A 14790-nucleotide genomic window follows, 5' to 3' on the forward strand; every position below is an offset into this window, starting at 1 on the left:
AGAAGGTGCTCATGGAAAATCTCCTAAATGTCTTGGTGGGAATTTAGGGGATTTTGGGGAATTTTGCAAAGGTCTCAGGCCGTCTGAAACAATCCAATGTTTCAGACGGCCTTTTTATGAAATCAGAAATTGCTAGAGCTAAGACAGAAGTCTTTATTCGCAGCTCAAGTTTTTTGTTTTTTCGGCGAATGTATCCATGGCAATTTGGCACATGCGTTCACGTTGTCCTACGTCGGCGGCAGGCAGGATTTGACGCAGGTATTTTGTGTTGTCGCGTTGGAACGATGCTTTATCGCCTGCTTTTTGGTAACACGCATCCGCTCGGGTAAAGTATTGCTGGCAGATTTTCGGCAATTCTTCAAAGGACAAGGGTTTGCTTTTGTGCATGCCGTGTGCGGAGACGGAGAGGGAGGAAAGGGCGCACAGCGCGATGATTAAGGTTTGGAAAATGGTTTTCATGGTAAGCCTATTTATTGAAGTGGTGTTTAAATCAATTGTTCGCCCCAATGCAGCTTTTGGCGCAGGGTTTTGAAGTATTGGTAATCGGTGGGATGGAGGACGCGCAAGGGGTTGTGATAGCGGCGGATGATGATGCGGTCGAAGTTTTGCACGTCGATATGGGATTGTCCGTCAAAATGTGCGCGTGCGTCGCCGCTTTTGGTAATGAGGATTTCGATTACGCTGGTGTCGGAGATGGCAATCGGACGGTTGGTCATGGATTGCGGGCAGATGGGCACGAGCGTGAAGGCGTGCAGACCGGCCTGCATGATAGGGCCGCCGGCGGCAAGCGCGTAGGCGGTCGAACCTGTCGGCGTGGAAATAATCAGGCCGTCCGAACGTTGGGTATAGACAAATTCCTGATTGATAAATACTTCAAATTCAATCATTTGGCCTGCTCCGCCACGAGACAGTACGGTGTCGTTGAGGGCGAGGGCGCGTTCGATGGTTTCGCCGTCACGAATGATGCTGGCTTCGATGAGGATGCGCTCTTCGGGCAGATATTTGCCTTCCAGTACGGGGCGGATGCCCTCAACCATGGTATCGCGTGAGATTTGGGTGAGGAAGCCCAAGTGGCCTTGATTGATGCCGATGATGGGTACGGCGCGCGGGGCGACTTCGCGGGCGGCGGAGAGAAAGGTACCGTCGCCGCCGAGTACAACGACGAGGTCGCAGTATTTGCCCAGCTGGGCTTTGTTTACGGTTTCGCAGTAGGCGGAATCTTGGATATAGACGCAGTGTTCTTCTACGCTCAATTCATCCAGATAGATGGTGAAGCCGTTTTCGCGCAGAAAAGAAACCAATGTGTGGACGGTATCTTGAATTTCGGGCGTATTGGGACGCGTAACGATACCGATGTTTTTAAATGGGCTTTTCATGTAATAGGCCGTCTGAAATTAAGTATTTAATCTATCCAGATATCGCGCTCGAGGCGGTCGAGGCGTTCGTTTAGGCGAGCAACGTCGTCACGCAGTTTGTCCACTTCTTCCAACCATGCGGCAAGCGTGGCTTGGTCGATAACAGGAGATTCGGGTTCGCGTGAGAAGTCGCTGATTTGTTCGGCAATGCTTTTGCCGATTTTTTTCATGGTGCGGCCGATATCGCCGGCGCGCGAGCTGATACTTTCTGCGGCCACATGACCGAATACACGCGCCAAATCGTCGCTTGGATAATAGCGCAGTCCACCCAAAATAGGAAGGACGGACATGCCCAATACCAAGTCGCCTTCGAGGCTGATGTCGCCCACTCCGGGCTGGCCGCCTTGGAGGATTTTTTGGATGGCGCTGTTGTGGAATGTGATGTTGGTGTCGGCGGTTTCGTTTGCGGTTTCAAGAAAACCTTGTTCGCTGATGCGTCCGGTCAGTCTGAAACCGGTCAGGCTGATGCAGATGATGCTGCCTGCAAATTCAGACAGCTCGCGCTGTTGCTCTGGATTTTGCTGTATCAGGTGGTTGATAAGGGGAAATAGGGCGGACATGGTTTACTCTAAATGCCGTCTGAAACGGATTAATGGGTTGAGTCGCAATTTTACAGGCTTAGCCCGTCTGCGCAAACGGTATTTACAATTTTGCCGTTGCTTTTGTCATCAACGATGAAATCAGGAGCCGGCAGGCCGAGTTTGGCCGCTTCGGCGGTATAAAATTCGGCCCGGCTTGGGTGGCGGGGTTCGACAATATTGCGGATACGCTTGCCGTCAGCTTGGCAGGCCGTCTGAAAAAGGACTTGGACGGCAAGATCCTTATGAAGAATATTGACGGGTTGATTGCCGCCTTGAATGCGTGTTTTTTGAACCAGCTTGGTAATGGGATGACGGTCGGCAGAATAAAGTCCGCCCAGTCGCAGTATGTCGATATGGGGGACGGTACTTTCAAGCAAGGCTTGCTCGACTGTGAGGATTTGACGGGCGGATTCGGTTTGCGGATCGGGCGGCGTGGTTTCATTGCATATGCGTGCTTGGTCGCCATACACGCTGGTGCTGCTGGTAAAGATGATGTGTTGTACCTTAGATTGCTCGGCAAGTTGAATCCATTTTTTCAGGGTATCGGCGTAATGGTTTAATGACGAAGGCGGAAGCAGGCAAAACCATGTCGGTTTGTTGATATGGTTTTGCCATAAGGTCGAACTGTGAAAAATATCGTTTTGGTTTAAATCGATAATGTCGAGTTCAATCGGCAGATTGATATCATCGGAAGTCAGATTGCGTTTGACGGCGGCTACCTGACTGCCTTGCTCATAACATTTTTGCGCCAGCGGCAGGCCGAGATAGCCTAAGCCGAGAATGGAAATATCGGGAAGGTGCATAAATAAAGCATCCGAAAATTAACAGGCCGCCTGAAAATAGCTTTAACTTGGTTAAAGCCACGTTTTCAGACGGCCTTTGTATGGAAAAATTAATGGTTGCTGCCGATTTTTTGGTCGAATTCGGCACGGTGTTCCGGCAGGAGGTAAGGGCGCAACAGGCTGAGTGTGCGGCTGATGCCCCGTACTTTGGAATCTTCGGTCAACTTGGCGCGGCCGCGCAGGGAGCTGTCAAAGTCGAACCAGTATTTCGTTACCATCCACATATTGACGGCGAGGTCGTTCATCGCGGTTTGGTCTGCGCTGATGATGTTCAGACCGTTGAGCTGGGTCAGCAGGTTGACCAACAGCGGGGACACTTTGGCTTGGGTAAAGGTATTGTGCTCGCCCAATAATTCGGCACTGCGGGCAAGCAGGGTATTCACATCGCTGAAAAGGAAACGGTATTCCCACATCACATCATAAATACCGGCCATGTAGTTGATGGAGTCTTCAACATTAGACGGCAACACAGCTTCGTTAAGGTAGACAAGCAGGGCCTCGCTGTAACGTTTGAACAATTGGACGATGATTTCGTCTTTGTTGCGAAAATGGTAGTAGAGGTTGCCCGGGCTGATGCCTAAGTGGGCGGCAATATGGTTGGTGCTAATATTGCGCTCGCCTTCTTCGTTGAACAAGGCAAGGCTGGCATTGATGATTCGTGTGTAAGTGTTGACTTTAGCAATGCGCGGCATGGAATACACTCCTTTGTTTTATAGGCTGTATGAAGTAGGCAGCCAGTTGGGTTCTGCGTGTAATTCTACCTGAAATTGAGTAAATACTGTATTACAAACATATTGTGCCAGCTGGTGGACATCTTGCGCGGATGCATTGTTTTTATTCACCAAAACCAAAGCCTGTCTGTCATGCACTGCCGCACCGCCGATCTGATGGCCTTTCAGACGGCATTGGTCAATCAGCCAGCCGGCCGCGAGTTTGACCGAACCGTCAGGCTGCGGATAGCGTGGCATATTAGGGTATTGCTGCAACAAATCGGCAGCTTTTTCGGCGCTGACAACTGGGTTTTTAAAGAAACTTCCGACATTACCAAGTATGTTAGGATTAGGCAGTTTACTGTTGCGGATTGAACACACTGCATCGGAAACATCTTTGGCCGTCGCCTCTCGGCCTTGGCTCAGTTCGGCAACCGCTGCCGCCAAATCGCCATAGCCCAAGTTCGGCACAAAATGCTCTTTTAACGCGAATACAACCGAAACAATCACATAACGGCCTTTGCCTCCCTGTTTGAACAGGCTTTCACGATAGGCAAAGTCACAGTCGGCATTGGAAAGCTCGACAAAGGTTTCCGTATCCAAATCAAAGCAGCGTACGCTATGGATAACATCTTTCGCTTCAACACCGTATGCACCGATATTTTGTACCGGAGACGCGCCGACCGTGCCCGGGATCAGGCTAAGGTTTTCCAGCCCGCTTAAACCCAGTTCAACCGTATGCAGAACAAAATCATGCCAAATTTCCCCAGCCTGAGCCTCGATATAAACCAGGCCGTCTGAACGCTCAATTTCGCGTATTCCCTTGTTTTCCATATGCACAACCAGACCGGCATAGTCTTTCATCAAAAGGATATTGCTGCCGCCGCCGAGCCATAAAACAGTATCTCGGTTGAACTCGGGCAGCCGGACGATATCGCGCAACTCATCGGCATGTTTGAGCGCGATAAAGGCTTGGGCTTTGGCGCGAAGACCGAAAGTGTTGTAGGGGGTGAGGTCGGTTTGGTATTGGATGGGTTGCATGGGTTTAACTTTAAAATAGGAATTCGTTGATTAAATAGCGTAATCATTGGAGAAAGACTGCTTGTATTTTTCAGACGGCCTTATGCGATTTGACCATCTCTTTACTGCAAAGCTCCAAGCACCATACCAACGCGATGGCGGCAATCGTCAGCGAAACGGTCAGCGCGGTCCAGAAGCCGTAAATACCCATATCGACATGATAGGCAAGCAAGTAGCCGGGCAACAGGCCGCAGCCCCAGAAAGCGGCGGCATGGATGAACATTGGCATTTTGGTCACTTTATAGCCGCGCAGCGCATATGAAGCGATACATTGGGTAGCATCTGCCAGTTGGAATAGGGAGGCGAAAAATAAAACGGTTACAGCAATGCCTAATACTGCCGCATCGTTGGTGTACATACCGGCCAACTGAAAGCGAAAGATGACCAAGAGCAGTGCGGTACAGGTGGCAAGTACCCAGCCCAACACCAGCGACACGCCTGAAATATAACGCGCCCGCAAAAAATCGCGTCGTCCGAGCGAAAAGCCAACGCGTACCGTGCTTGCCGAGCCGACGCTTTGCGGAACCATATACAAAATGCCCGACAGGCTGATGACGACTTGTTGGGCGGCGACATAATCTTCGCCGAATGGCGCCACCAAAAAGACGATAAACGAAAACGCGCTGGCTTCTAGAAAATAAGACAAGCCGATGGGTGCGCCGATTTTCCAAATCTGTTTAAAGGCCGCCAAATCGGGTTTGCCGATTTTTGCTGTCAAGCCAAACGGACGGAAGAATTTTTCTTTGGCGATATAAAGCCACAAAGCCAATGCGCTGAACCAAAATACCGCCGCCGTTGCCACGCCGCAACCTGCGCCGCCCAAAGCAGGCATACCGAATTTGCCGTAAACAAACACATAGTTCAGCGGCACATTCAATACAAATGCCGCGAAGCTGACCAACATAATCACGCGCGGACGGTTCAAGCTGGAGGCATAAGCGTGCAGGGCGCGGTGTATCATGGCGGCAGGCATTGCCAAGCTGGTAAAGAACATATATTGCGCCATCGTGTCCTCGACATAATCGTTCAATGTCAGCCAATGACGGAACGGCGTAATCATCGCCCACATCAACAGCATGCCGAATACGCCCAAACACAAGCCAAACCAAATGCCCTGCATTCCTGTTTTGCCGACTTCTTCGGTTTTACCTGCGCCGTACAACTGGGCAATCATCGGGTTCAACGCCGCCATCACGCCCATAAAGGTAATGTAAATCGTGGAAAATGCGCTGCTGCCCAAAGCCACCGCGGCCAAATCTTCCTTACCTGCGCCACCAGCCATTACCGTATCGACAAAACCAATACCCACTTGCGCCACTTGCGCCAACAGCATAGGCAGGGCGAGGGCAGTAAGCAGACGGGTTTCTTTTAAGAAAACAGGAAAGGCAAAGCGGTTGAGGTTCAGTAGCATAAGTGTGTGCGTGGATTGAGGATAAAGGCCGTCTGAAACGGAAACGTAAAATTATAAAGGGTAATGCTGATAAGCAGGCAATATGTTGTTTAATCGCTAAATTTTTCAGACGGCCTTAAATGTCGGATGTCTTTTTACTGCTTCCAACCAGCTGTCCGGCGTTTGAAACTGCATCAGGCCGTCTGAAAGCGATACTGCGGCTTGGGTAGTCGAAGCGCGGGTCATTTTTTCGTTGGTTTCGGCATCGTAAATGGTGTAATCGATACGCAGGCAGCTTTCGATCTCGACGATGTCCATATCAACGCGGATCTTTTGGCCGAAACGGGCAGGGCGGATGTATTTGAGGTTCATCTGCACAATCGGCCAGCTGTACCCCTGCCGTCCCATCTCGTTGTAGTCGTAACCGATGGAAGACAAAAAAGCACAACGTGCGGTTTCAAGGTATTTGACATAGTTGCCGTGCCACACGATGTGCATGGCATCTACGTCAAAAAAAGGAACTTCGGTTTCAAAGCTGTGTTGGCAGTAGATGTGTTTTTTCATGGTTTAAAAGAGTGAGTGTGATGGTTTCAGACGGCGTCTTCGCCCCAAAAATCATAAAAATTGAACCATTGTAGCGGATTTTGCGCACATTCTTGCGCCAAAATGTCGGCAAAACGCTGCATCGCGTCTTTGACGGCAGCCTCGCGGTTGCCGCGTTTCCAGCTGGAAGTGTCGGTAAAGCGGCGCAGTTTCAAATGATAGCGGCCGTTTTGTTTGACGCAAAACAGCGTGTTTACCTGTGTTTTTAAAAGCGAAGCCAATAGCCATGCGCCTTGCGGCATAGGGGCAGTGTGGCCTAAGAAATTAATGTCGGCGGTTTTCTCACCGCGTACAGGCACGCGGTCGGCCGCGATGGCAATCCATTCGCCGTTTTCGATACGGTGGTTTAATTCCATCATCAGGGTGGTGTCCAAATCTGTCACCTGAATCAGACGGATATGATCTGCACCGGCTTTTTGCAATGCCTCGTTAAATGCCTGCGCGTGTTTGCTGTGCACCAATACGTTGAGTCTGAAATTTTTATGGTGTGACACCAGCGCACGGCAAACTTCGGTATTGCCCAAGTGTGAGCAAGCAAAAATCTGGCCGCGTTCGTTGCGCTTGACTTGCGAATAGATGTCGTCCGGGTCTTCAATTACCAAATCTTCATAACGGATTTTGCGTTGCCACACGGCAAAACGGTCGCAAACCGCTTCGCCAAATGCGACGAATTGTTTGAATACGCTGTGTTTCGGCAGGACAGTATGGGGAAAGGCCATCTGAAGACGGGTTTGATAGCGTAAGACATGACGGCGCGGTTTGGGCGCGGTTGCATAAAAATACAGCACCACAAACCAAATGCACGGCCTCATGAAAAAAGCCGGCAGATAGCGCACCATCAATGTGGTCAGAGCGAGAAACAGGCGGTTGCCGCGTTCGGGCTGCGCCGCCCAATGGGTTTGTTTATTGTCGGTCATGGTTTCAGACGGCCTTTCCGAAAACTTTACCCAATCGGTGTTTCAACATACCGAAAAACAGCCGTGTGTGCATTTTGCTGATGCGGACATTGTCGGCAAAGGCATCGAAGTGGGACACGCCGTCGGCGGCGTATTGGACGGGCGTTTTAATCCAAACCGGTTTGACATCGCGCCAGTAGAGGCGGATAAGGATTTCTGTATCGAAGTCCATGCGGTCGCCTACAGTTTCTTCGCGGACAACGGATAGCGCGGGTGTAAGCGGATAGAGGCGGAAGCCGCACATGCCGTCTTTGATGTCGCATGACCAAGTGTGCAGCATATTCCAAAAGTCGGTAATTTTGCGTCCGTAAAGTCGTGCTTTGGGCGCGTCATTACCGTATTGCGGCCAGCCGCAAACAACGGCTTCGGGATTTTGTTCTGCTGCGGCGAGGAGTTTGGGTGTGTCGCTTAAGCAATGCTGGCTGTCTGCATCAACCTGCAAAACGTGGGTATAGCCATGTTCTTCAGCGTATTCCAAACCGGTTTTGACCGCTGCGCCTTTGCCGCCGTTGATGGGACGGTAAAGGACATCAATGCCTTCTGAAACCAAAGCCTGCAATACAGGTTTGCATTCTTCGCGTGAACCGTCGTCCACAATTAAAACGTTTAAACCAAAGCCACCCATGGTTTGGGCAACGTGGCTGATGGTGGTCGGGTGGTTGTAATGTGGAATAAGGGCCAGGGTTTTCATAAATATTTTTTAGACGACGTTAACACAATGCAGAGTATAGCAAATAAACATGCCATGGCGTTTGAAAAGGCCGTCTGAAACGGCGAGGACAAAATCGTTTGATTTCGTTTTTCACTGTTTCAGACGGCCTTTTATATGCCATTAATTCAGCATTGTACATGACCGACATCGAGGCATAAATCATGGAATTCATTGAGCGTGCTGCGGTGGCCGATGCTGATGATGATGCTGTCGGGCAGTTTGTGCTTTAAGGCGCGGTAGAGCATGGCTTCGGTCGGTTCGTCCAAGGCAGCGGTGGCTTCGTCGAGCAGGATGACTTTGGGCTGCGAGAGCAGGGCGCGGACGAAGGCGACGCGTTGCAGTTCGCCTGGGGAGAGTATGTGTTGCCAGTCGTCGGGTTTATCCAATTTATCAACGAGATAACCTAAGCGGCAGGTATTCATAGCTTCGATTAGTTCCGGATGCTGTTTGTCGATGTTAGGGTAACAAATCGCATCGCGCAGACTGCCTTGTGCCGTGTACGGGCGTTGCGGCAGGAAGAGGATGTCGTGATGCGGCGGATGGCTGACCTTGCCACTGCTGCCGAAAGGCCAAAGCCCTGCCAGCGCGCGCAGCAACGAAGTTTTGCCGCAACCGCTCGGACCGCGTATCAGCAGGGAATCGCCGCTTTTGAGGTTGACGTTGATGCCGCTCAACAGGATTTCGCCGTTGTGGCGGAACAGGGCGACGTTTTCCAGTGAGAGGTCGTCTGAAACTTCGGTAATGTCGGGTTGTTGTGCGCTGTGTTGTTCTTCCGTACTCAGCAAGAATCCGTACAGACGCTCCAGTCGGGCGCGGTAGGCGGTGAATTTGTTGTAGAACATCCGGAAGAAAGACAGCGCGTTTTGCAGTCGTGCGAAGGCTTGGACGGTCTGCTGGATGTCGCCGATTTTGATTTGTCCGGCAAACAGACGCGGGGCTTGTAAAATAATGGGGAAGAGTTTGATGCCGTTAGTGAACATATCGTTAAAGCCGCTCAGGCAAACACTTTGTCGCGCAATGCGCCAACGGTTGCGGATAATGGCTTTAAAGCGGTCGGAAAGCTGGTCGTGTTCGTGTTTTTCGCCGCTGTAAAACGCCACGCTTTCGGCGTGGTCGCGCACGCGGATAAGAGAGTAACGGTAGTCGCCGTTGAGCTTTTCGTTTTCATAGTTGTAACGAATCAACGGGTTGCCTATCCACATGGCGATAAAGGTCGCCAAAATCACAAACATATAGACAAACCAAACGATGCCGTGCGGAATATCGAAGCCGAACACGGTCAGGATGCCCGCCAAGCCCCACAAAACAACGGCAAATTCCAACGAGGTAACGACCGAATTGACCATGCCGCGCACAAATTCTATGGTCGAAGCGATGAAATCCTGCGCGTCCTGTTGGATACGTTGGTCGATGTTGTCCGGCGCGTGGCGGCGCATTTGCAGGCGGTAGTAGTTTTTGTCGGCAAACCAGCGCGAAGTCAAAACTTCATTGAGCCGCTCCGACCATTTAATCGCCAAACCTTGATCGAGAAAGTCGTTGACGACGTTGTTAAACGCCCGTATCAACACCACGCCTGCATTCATCGCTGCAAACATCCAAAACGCGGAGGCATTCAAATCCTGCATCGAGTCGTAAAGCCCTTTGGACATAAAGGTACTCAACACATTCAGCCGTACTTCGGTTAACAGCAACGTAATCATCGCCGTAATCAGCAGCAATACTTTAACTGCACTTTTCGGCGTCAGGCAAAGGCGCAGGATATAGCTAAACTCGCGCCCGAAGCGTGTGTTGCGTGCAAAAAACAGAATGACCGCCGAGGCTGCGGCGACCATCAATAAGGTCTGCAACAGCCAAGACGGCGTGGAATAAAGCTCGATTTGCCATTTTTGCATGGGGTGTTCTCTGAAAGGAAGTAAAGGTCGTCTGAAAGGACGGCAAATTTATTTGACTATGGTAACTGTAATAATAGTTTTCTGAACTGTTGTATTTTTTGTATTTACAAACGGTTCTTATTTGTTTTTGTGGAAAGCAGAAATCTTATCAAATATAATCGCAAAACCAAATTACTTTGTAATTTTTTACTCGATATAAGAAATAAGAATTATTAATATTTCAAACCAGAAGGTATTTTATGAACAGCAAATTAGCCCTGATGCCGCTTGTGGTTGCAAGCGCATTCGCCTACGCCGCCGATGAAACGACACCCGAAACCCCCGTGCAACAGCAGTTGCAGGAAGTCAATGTCCGCGCCGACGCCAAACGCGTCAAAGCCGCCCGTTCTTATTCCATCGCCAGCGACGGCGACTTGCGCGACCGTGTGAACTTGGGTGTGTTGGGTAAAGCGAATGCCTTTACCGCTCCGATTACTGTGGTCAATTACGACGAACAAGCCCTCAACAATACCGAAGCGCGTACTTTGGTGGATGCCGTAGCGAAAAAAGACGCTTCCGTTTGGCAGTTCGGCGGCGAAAGCAACACATTGACCGGCCTGTATTTCCGCGGTTATCAGCTTGATGCGCGCCAATTCAGCGTCAACGGTTTGGCAGGTATGTACGGCACGCAAGGCACGGCCAGCGTGCAAGTCGGTTCTGCGCAACTGATTAAAGGCGCCTCCACTGCCGTAAACGGCATGGACCCTGAAGGCGCGGTATCCGGTTCCGTCAATATCGAAACCAAAAAAGCCGCCGACGAAGGCAACCATAAAATTGGTTTGGGCTGGTTCAGCAACAACCGCGCCCAAGGTACGTTCGACTTGGGTCAACGCTTCGGCGAAAACAAAGAATTCGGCGTGCGCGCCAATGGTAAACTACGCCACGGCGACACTCCGCGTCACGGTTACAGCGAAGACAACAAAGAATTTGCTTTGAATGCCGACTATCGCGGCGAAAAAGTGCGCGTGGCGTTCGATTCCATCTACGCAAAACGCAAAACCAACGGCGGTCGCGCGCGTATGCAGGACATTCAAAACGCCAACGGCCGCTTGTTTGACGCACCTGAAGGCAAAGTGAATTTGGCGCCGAGCTGGCAGGCTCAAAACACGCGCGGTCAGACCAATATGCTGACTTTTGAATGGGATGCGTTTGAAAATGCCCAAATTACAGGCGGTATTGGTTATAACAATGCGCGCTATTATGGCAATTTCGCCTCTCCTACCGTTACAGACAGCGGTTTAACCTACAATTCCGGTCGCGCGCGTTTGACCGACCAGCGTTTTAAAACGCTCAGTATGAATCTGACTGCACGCGGCGAATTTGAAACCGGTCCGGTAAGCCACAACTGGAGTACCGCATTTGACCGAATCGACCGCAAACGTACTACTTATCAAGGCGCACGCCAGACTCAAAACCGCGTTATTGATCCGAGCCTTGATATTCCGATTCAACTAGCGAAATTGGATTCCAACTTAGGCAGCGCGTGGAACCCAACCCCTTCATTGGATACCGTGATCAAAGTAAACAGTTTGGCGGTATCTGACACGCTTGGTTTTGCCGACAACAAATATCGCCTCACTTTAGGCGGGCGTTTCCAAGCCGTCGAGCAGAAAAACAAATTAAACGGCCGCAAAGCAGATGCGAGCCGTTTCAGCCCGATGTTGATGGCGGCATGGGTTCCGCAGCCTGATTTGGTGGTTTACGGCAACTATATGGAAGATTTGGAGCCGTCCGACATCCGTACTGATGATGACGGTCATGTAACGATGGCAGATCCACGCGTCAGCCGTCAATTTGAAGTCGGCGTACGCAAAAACTGGGGTGACTTTGTCACTACTTTAAACGCGTTCCAAATCAAACGCCCGGGCTATTGGCGTGGCAACACGACCTCAGGAACTGATTTCGCAGCGCGCAAAAATGCAGGCTTGGCTTATAGCGGTTCGGAGCAAGGCATAGAACGCAGCCGCGGTATCGAGTTCAACACCTACGCGAACTTGCTCAACAATACTTTGCGTCCGACTTTGGGTCTGATGTATCTGCAATCGACCGTGAAAGACTATCCAAATTCACGCGATATGCTGGTCAGCGGCGTACAAGTCGCCAATCCGCGCGTAATTGCCAAAGCAGGTGTTGAGTGGGATACCCCGTTTGCCAAAGGCTTGACCTTGAACGGCAACGTTTCGTATTTCGGCAAGTCTTACCAAGACACGCAAAAACAATACGCCTTCCCATCCTACACTTTGGTTGACGTAGGCGCGCGCTACAAAACCAAGCTCGGCAAAAATACTTTAACCGTCAGCAGCTCGGTAGAAAACCTGTTCAACAAAAACTACTGGCAGGTGCAACGCGGCCAATACGACCGCAGCTTCGCCGTCGTCGGTATGCCGCGCACTTATTGGCTGAAAGCGGAATTGGATTTTTAATCTGATTTCGATTTGACCGTAATAACAGGCCGTCTGAAAGGGAATGATAAAAAGCAAGAATTTGGTTTTTATCCCTTTTCAGACGGCCTGATTTGATTGCCTTATGTTTTTTGCTTGAAAAATCTTACATGTTTTTTATGGATTTCACGCGAAACAAGGTTAATATTCCATTTTCACAATACATCATTCGAGAAGACATATGAAAAAATCCATCAAACTGACCCTGTGCGCCCTCGCACTCTCACTTTCCGTGCAAGCGCAAGCGGTTACCCATGCCGTGATTGAAACCAATATGGGCAACATCCAACTGGAGCTGGATGAAGTCAAAGCGCCGAAAACCGTGGCAAACTTTGTCAATTACGCCAAAAAAGGTTTTTACGACAACACGATTTTTCACCGCGTTATCGACAATTTTATGATTCAAGGCGGCGGATTTACCGAGAAAATGGTTCAAAAATCCACCGATAAAGCCATCACTAATGAAGCATACAACGGCTTGAAAAATAACGTCGGCACCATCGCCATGGCGCGCACCGGCGATCCGAATTCAGCAACCAGCCAGTTCTTTATCAACACAGCCGACAACGACTTTTTGAATTTCAAAAGCAAAACCCCTCAAGGCTACGGTTATGCCGTTTTCGGTAAAGTTACTTCCGGTATGGACGTGGTCCGTAAAATCAGCAAAGTGAAAACAGCGACACGCGGCTATCATCAAGACGTTCCAACCGAAGCCGTGATTATCCGCAAAGTCAGCATCAAATAATTCTGATTGTTTGAACCCAAACAACAGGCCGTCTGAAACATTCAGACGGCCTGAATTTATTTATTTGATAATAAGTAGCAATTTGGGCGATAATTCAGCATCTACCATTTAAGGAGTCGATTATGCAAACCCGCCTGCCTTTTTTCGGCGTTGTCCGTGTCAGCGGAGAAGACAGAGCTTCATTTCTTCATGGTCAATTATCCAACGATATTAATAATTTAGCTTCCGGTCAGGCATGTTACGCCACATACAATACGCCTAAAGGCCGTGTGTTGGCGAATATGCTGGTCGTCAATCGCGGAGAAGATTTACTGTTGGTCATGGCGCAAGATTTGACCGAAGCCATCGTCAAACGCCTGAGAATGTTTGTCTTGCGTGCAAAAGTCGTCTTCGAGCTGATGCCCGATTTAGCAGTCAGCGGCGAGTTGGCAGACAATGCAGAACCTCATCCTGCTACCGAACCGCAACTGTCTTTCCCAGCCCAAATTCAAGAAAACACCGTAGAAATTGCCCTGCCGCACACAGGCCGTCTGAAAATTTCAGCAGCCGAAAACGCAGCCGAATATCAAGCAGGAGCCGAAAACGCGTGGAACCTGCACGAAATCCGCAGCGGCTATCCGTGGATTTGCGCCGCAACCAAAGAAGCGGCTGTTGCCCAAATGCTCAACCAACACATCATCGGCGCAGTCCATTTCCGTAAAGGCTGCTACCCAGGTCAAGAAATCATCGCCCGCGCCCAATACCGAGGCCAAGTGAAACGCGGCCTGGCCGTATTGAGCGGCGATTCTTTAGAAGCCGCCGGTATTGCCGTCAAAGTCGGCGAAGAAGAAGCAGGAGTCATCCTCAACACAGCACTGACTGAACAAGGCAGCCTTAGCCTCGCCGTTATCAAGTTTTCCGCAGCAGAAGCAGCATTGACCGATGCAGACGGTAATGCTTTGAAACAGGAAGAACTGTTTTTTACGGTTGAGAAAGATTGATTGTTAGATGATTGAATAAAAAGCTTAAATATCAGCTTGAAACGAAAACAGAAAGGCTGTCTGAAATTCAGACGGCCTTTGATATTGAGTTTTGTTGGTACATGACCCAAGCTGCGTTTGCTTCTGACTGGATTACGGCATGGTTTGGAATCATTCGGTAGCAACAAAAACCGCGTGCGTGCGTACCGCACACACCCTACACCTCAATCTTAAGATTTGCCCCGCCCGCAGTGGTAGGGTGTGTGGCGTAGCCACGCACGCGGTTAGAGGAAATGCAGGCTACGGCTTGCTCAGACAGCTTTGATATTACAGGTGATATGAGGATTTCGTTGGGTCATGACTCAAGCTGCGTTTGCTACCGACTGTATTACGGCATGGTTTGGAATCATTTGGTAACAACAAAA

Annotated in this window: 15 protein-coding genes; 4 read left to right on the forward strand and 11 right to left on the reverse strand. The window is 50.1% G+C overall.

The features are described from left to right. Positions 1-153 precede the first annotated feature (153 nt). The 11 genes from ACTHRE_RS07780 to ACTHRE_RS07830 form a co-directional block, all read right to left on the reverse strand. Positions 154-459 carry a hypothetical protein gene (locus tag ACTHRE_RS07780; RefSeq protein ID WP_377073849.1) on the reverse strand — a complete coding sequence of 102 codons (306 nt, stop codon included), beginning with the start codon at positions 457-459 and terminating at the stop codon, positions 154-156. Between the two features lie 26 nt (positions 460-485). Further along, on the reverse strand, positions 486-1376 hold the full coding sequence (locus ACTHRE_RS07785) for an NAD(+) kinase (protein WP_039863638.1): 891 nt from the start codon (positions 1374-1376) through the stop codon (positions 486-488). A gap of 26 nt (positions 1377-1402) precedes the next feature. After that, the gene (locus tag ACTHRE_RS07790) at positions 1403-1975 is read right to left on the reverse strand and encodes a ubiquinone biosynthesis accessory factor UbiJ (RefSeq protein ID WP_003685523.1); all 573 of its coding nucleotides are present in this window, start codon (positions 1973-1975) and stop codon (positions 1403-1405) included. Positions 1976-2025: 50 nt separating this feature from the next. Then, positions 2026-2799 (reverse strand): NAD(P)-dependent oxidoreductase, encoded by a 774-nt coding sequence (locus ACTHRE_RS07795; protein WP_107723394.1) that lies wholly within the window; start codon positions 2797-2799, stop codon positions 2026-2028. 89 nt (positions 2800-2888) lie between these two features. After that, positions 2889-3530, reverse strand: coding sequence for a TetR/AcrR family transcriptional regulator (locus ACTHRE_RS07800; RefSeq protein ID WP_004519965.1), 642 nt, complete (start codon positions 3528-3530; stop codon positions 2889-2891). An 18-nt stretch (positions 3531-3548) separates the two neighbouring features. Further along, on the reverse strand, positions 3549-4589 hold the full coding sequence (murB, locus tag ACTHRE_RS07805) for a UDP-N-acetylmuramate dehydrogenase (RefSeq protein ID WP_377073848.1): 1041 nt from the start codon (positions 4587-4589) through the stop codon (positions 3549-3551). A 70-nt stretch (positions 4590-4659) separates the two neighbouring features. Then, positions 4660-6039 (reverse strand): MATE family efflux transporter, encoded by a 1380-nt coding sequence (locus tag ACTHRE_RS07810; RefSeq protein ID WP_440344988.1) that lies wholly within the window; start codon positions 6037-6039, stop codon positions 4660-4662. A 105-nt stretch (positions 6040-6144) separates the two neighbouring features. Continuing rightward, a complete protein-coding gene (locus ACTHRE_RS07815) occupies positions 6145-6582 on the reverse strand; it encodes an acyl-CoA thioesterase (RefSeq protein ID WP_107696910.1) in 438 nt (145 codons plus the stop codon). A 26-nt stretch (positions 6583-6608) separates the two neighbouring features. Next, a complete protein-coding gene (locus ACTHRE_RS07820; protein WP_107696909.1) occupies positions 6609-7538 on the reverse strand; it encodes an LpxL/LpxP family acyltransferase in 930 nt (309 codons plus the stop codon). A 4-nt stretch (positions 7539-7542) separates the two neighbouring features. After that, positions 7543-8268: a glycosyltransferase family 2 protein gene (locus tag ACTHRE_RS07825; protein WP_440344987.1), complete on the reverse strand. Its 726-nt coding sequence runs from the start codon at positions 8266-8268 to the stop codon at positions 7543-7545. Positions 8269-8414: 146 nt separating this feature from the next. After that, positions 8415-10181 (reverse strand): ABC transporter ATP-binding protein/permease, encoded by a 1767-nt coding sequence (locus ACTHRE_RS07830; protein WP_377073844.1) that lies wholly within the window; start codon positions 10179-10181, stop codon positions 8415-8417. A 239-nt stretch (positions 10182-10420) separates the two neighbouring features. Here ACTHRE_RS07830 and ACTHRE_RS07835 point away from each other — a divergent pair, with 239 nt between their 5' ends. The 4 genes from ACTHRE_RS07835 (at position 10421) to ACTHRE_RS07850 (ending at position 14690) form a co-directional block, all read left to right on the forward strand. After that, entirely contained in the window at positions 10421-12643 is a 2223-nt protein-coding gene (locus ACTHRE_RS07835) for a TonB-dependent receptor (RefSeq protein ID WP_377073843.1), read from the forward strand. Between the two features lie 199 nt (positions 12644-12842). After that, entirely contained in the window at positions 12843-13406 is a 564-nt protein-coding gene (locus tag ACTHRE_RS07840; RefSeq protein WP_049332503.1) for a peptidylprolyl isomerase, read from the forward strand. Positions 13407-13528: 122 nt separating this feature from the next. Then, the gene (ygfZ, locus tag ACTHRE_RS07845) at positions 13529-14386 is read left to right on the forward strand and encodes a CAF17-like 4Fe-4S cluster assembly/insertion protein YgfZ (RefSeq protein WP_377073842.1); all 858 of its coding nucleotides are present in this window, start codon (positions 13529-13531) and stop codon (positions 14384-14386) included. A gap of 139 nt (positions 14387-14525) precedes the next feature. Further along, positions 14526-14690 (forward strand): hypothetical protein, encoded by a 165-nt coding sequence (locus ACTHRE_RS07850; RefSeq protein ID WP_377073841.1) that lies wholly within the window; start codon positions 14526-14528, stop codon positions 14688-14690. The last annotated feature ends 100 nt before the right edge of the window (positions 14691-14790 follow it).

Source organism: Neisseria sp. P0001.S007 (assembly GCF_051963655.1).
GTDB lineage: Bacteria > Pseudomonadota > Gammaproteobacteria > Burkholderiales > Neisseriaceae > Neisseria > Neisseria subflava_A.

What these genes read in the sequence shown, in the direction of transcription:
- ACTHRE_RS07820 (WP_107696909.1), bottom strand. Translation starts at nt 7,538, where the DNA reads ATGACCGACAATAAACAAACCCATTGGGCGGCGCAGCCCGAACGCGGC.
- murB (WP_377073848.1), bottom strand. Translation starts at nt 4,589, where the DNA reads ATGCAACCCATCCAATACCAAACCGACCTCACCCCCTACAACACTTTC.
- ygfZ (WP_377073842.1), top strand. Translation starts at nt 13,529, where the DNA reads ATGCAAACCCGCCTGCCTTTTTTCGGCGTTGTCCGTGTCAGCGGAGAA.
- ACTHRE_RS07795 (WP_107723394.1), bottom strand. Translation starts at nt 2,799, where the DNA reads ATGCACCTTCCCGATATTTCCATTCTCGGCTTAGGCTATCTCGGCCTG.
- ACTHRE_RS07810 (WP_440344988.1), bottom strand. Translation starts at nt 6,039, where the DNA reads ATGCTACTGAACCTCAACCGCTTTGCCTTTCCTGTTTTCTTAAAAGAA.
- ACTHRE_RS07850 (WP_377073841.1), top strand. Translation starts at nt 14,526, where the DNA reads ATGGTTTGGAATCATTCGGTAGCAACAAAAACCGCGTGCGTGCGTACC.
- ACTHRE_RS07780 (WP_377073849.1), bottom strand. Translation starts at nt 459, where the DNA reads ATGAAAACCATTTTCCAAACCTTAATCATCGCGCTGTGCGCCCTTTCC.
- ACTHRE_RS07785 (WP_039863638.1), bottom strand. Translation starts at nt 1,376, where the DNA reads ATGAAAAGCCCATTTAAAAACATCGGTATCGTTACGCGTCCCAATACG.
- ACTHRE_RS07835 (WP_377073843.1), top strand. Translation starts at nt 10,421, where the DNA reads ATGAACAGCAAATTAGCCCTGATGCCGCTTGTGGTTGCAAGCGCATTC.
- ACTHRE_RS07840 (WP_049332503.1), top strand. Translation starts at nt 12,843, where the DNA reads ATGAAAAAATCCATCAAACTGACCCTGTGCGCCCTCGCACTCTCACTT.
- ACTHRE_RS07790 (WP_003685523.1), bottom strand. Translation starts at nt 1,975, where the DNA reads ATGTCCGCCCTATTTCCCCTTATCAACCACCTGATACAGCAAAATCCA.
- ACTHRE_RS07800 (WP_004519965.1), bottom strand. Translation starts at nt 3,530, where the DNA reads ATGCCGCGCATTGCTAAAGTCAACACTTACACACGAATCATCAATGCC.
- ACTHRE_RS07830 (WP_377073844.1), bottom strand. Translation starts at nt 10,181, where the DNA reads ATGCAAAAATGGCAAATCGAGCTTTATTCCACGCCGTCTTGGCTGTTG.
- ACTHRE_RS07815 (WP_107696910.1), bottom strand. Translation starts at nt 6,582, where the DNA reads ATGAAAAAACACATCTACTGCCAACACAGCTTTGAAACCGAAGTTCCT.
- ACTHRE_RS07825 (WP_440344987.1), bottom strand. Translation starts at nt 8,268, where the DNA reads ATGAAAACCCTGGCCCTTATTCCACATTACAACCACCCGACCACCATC.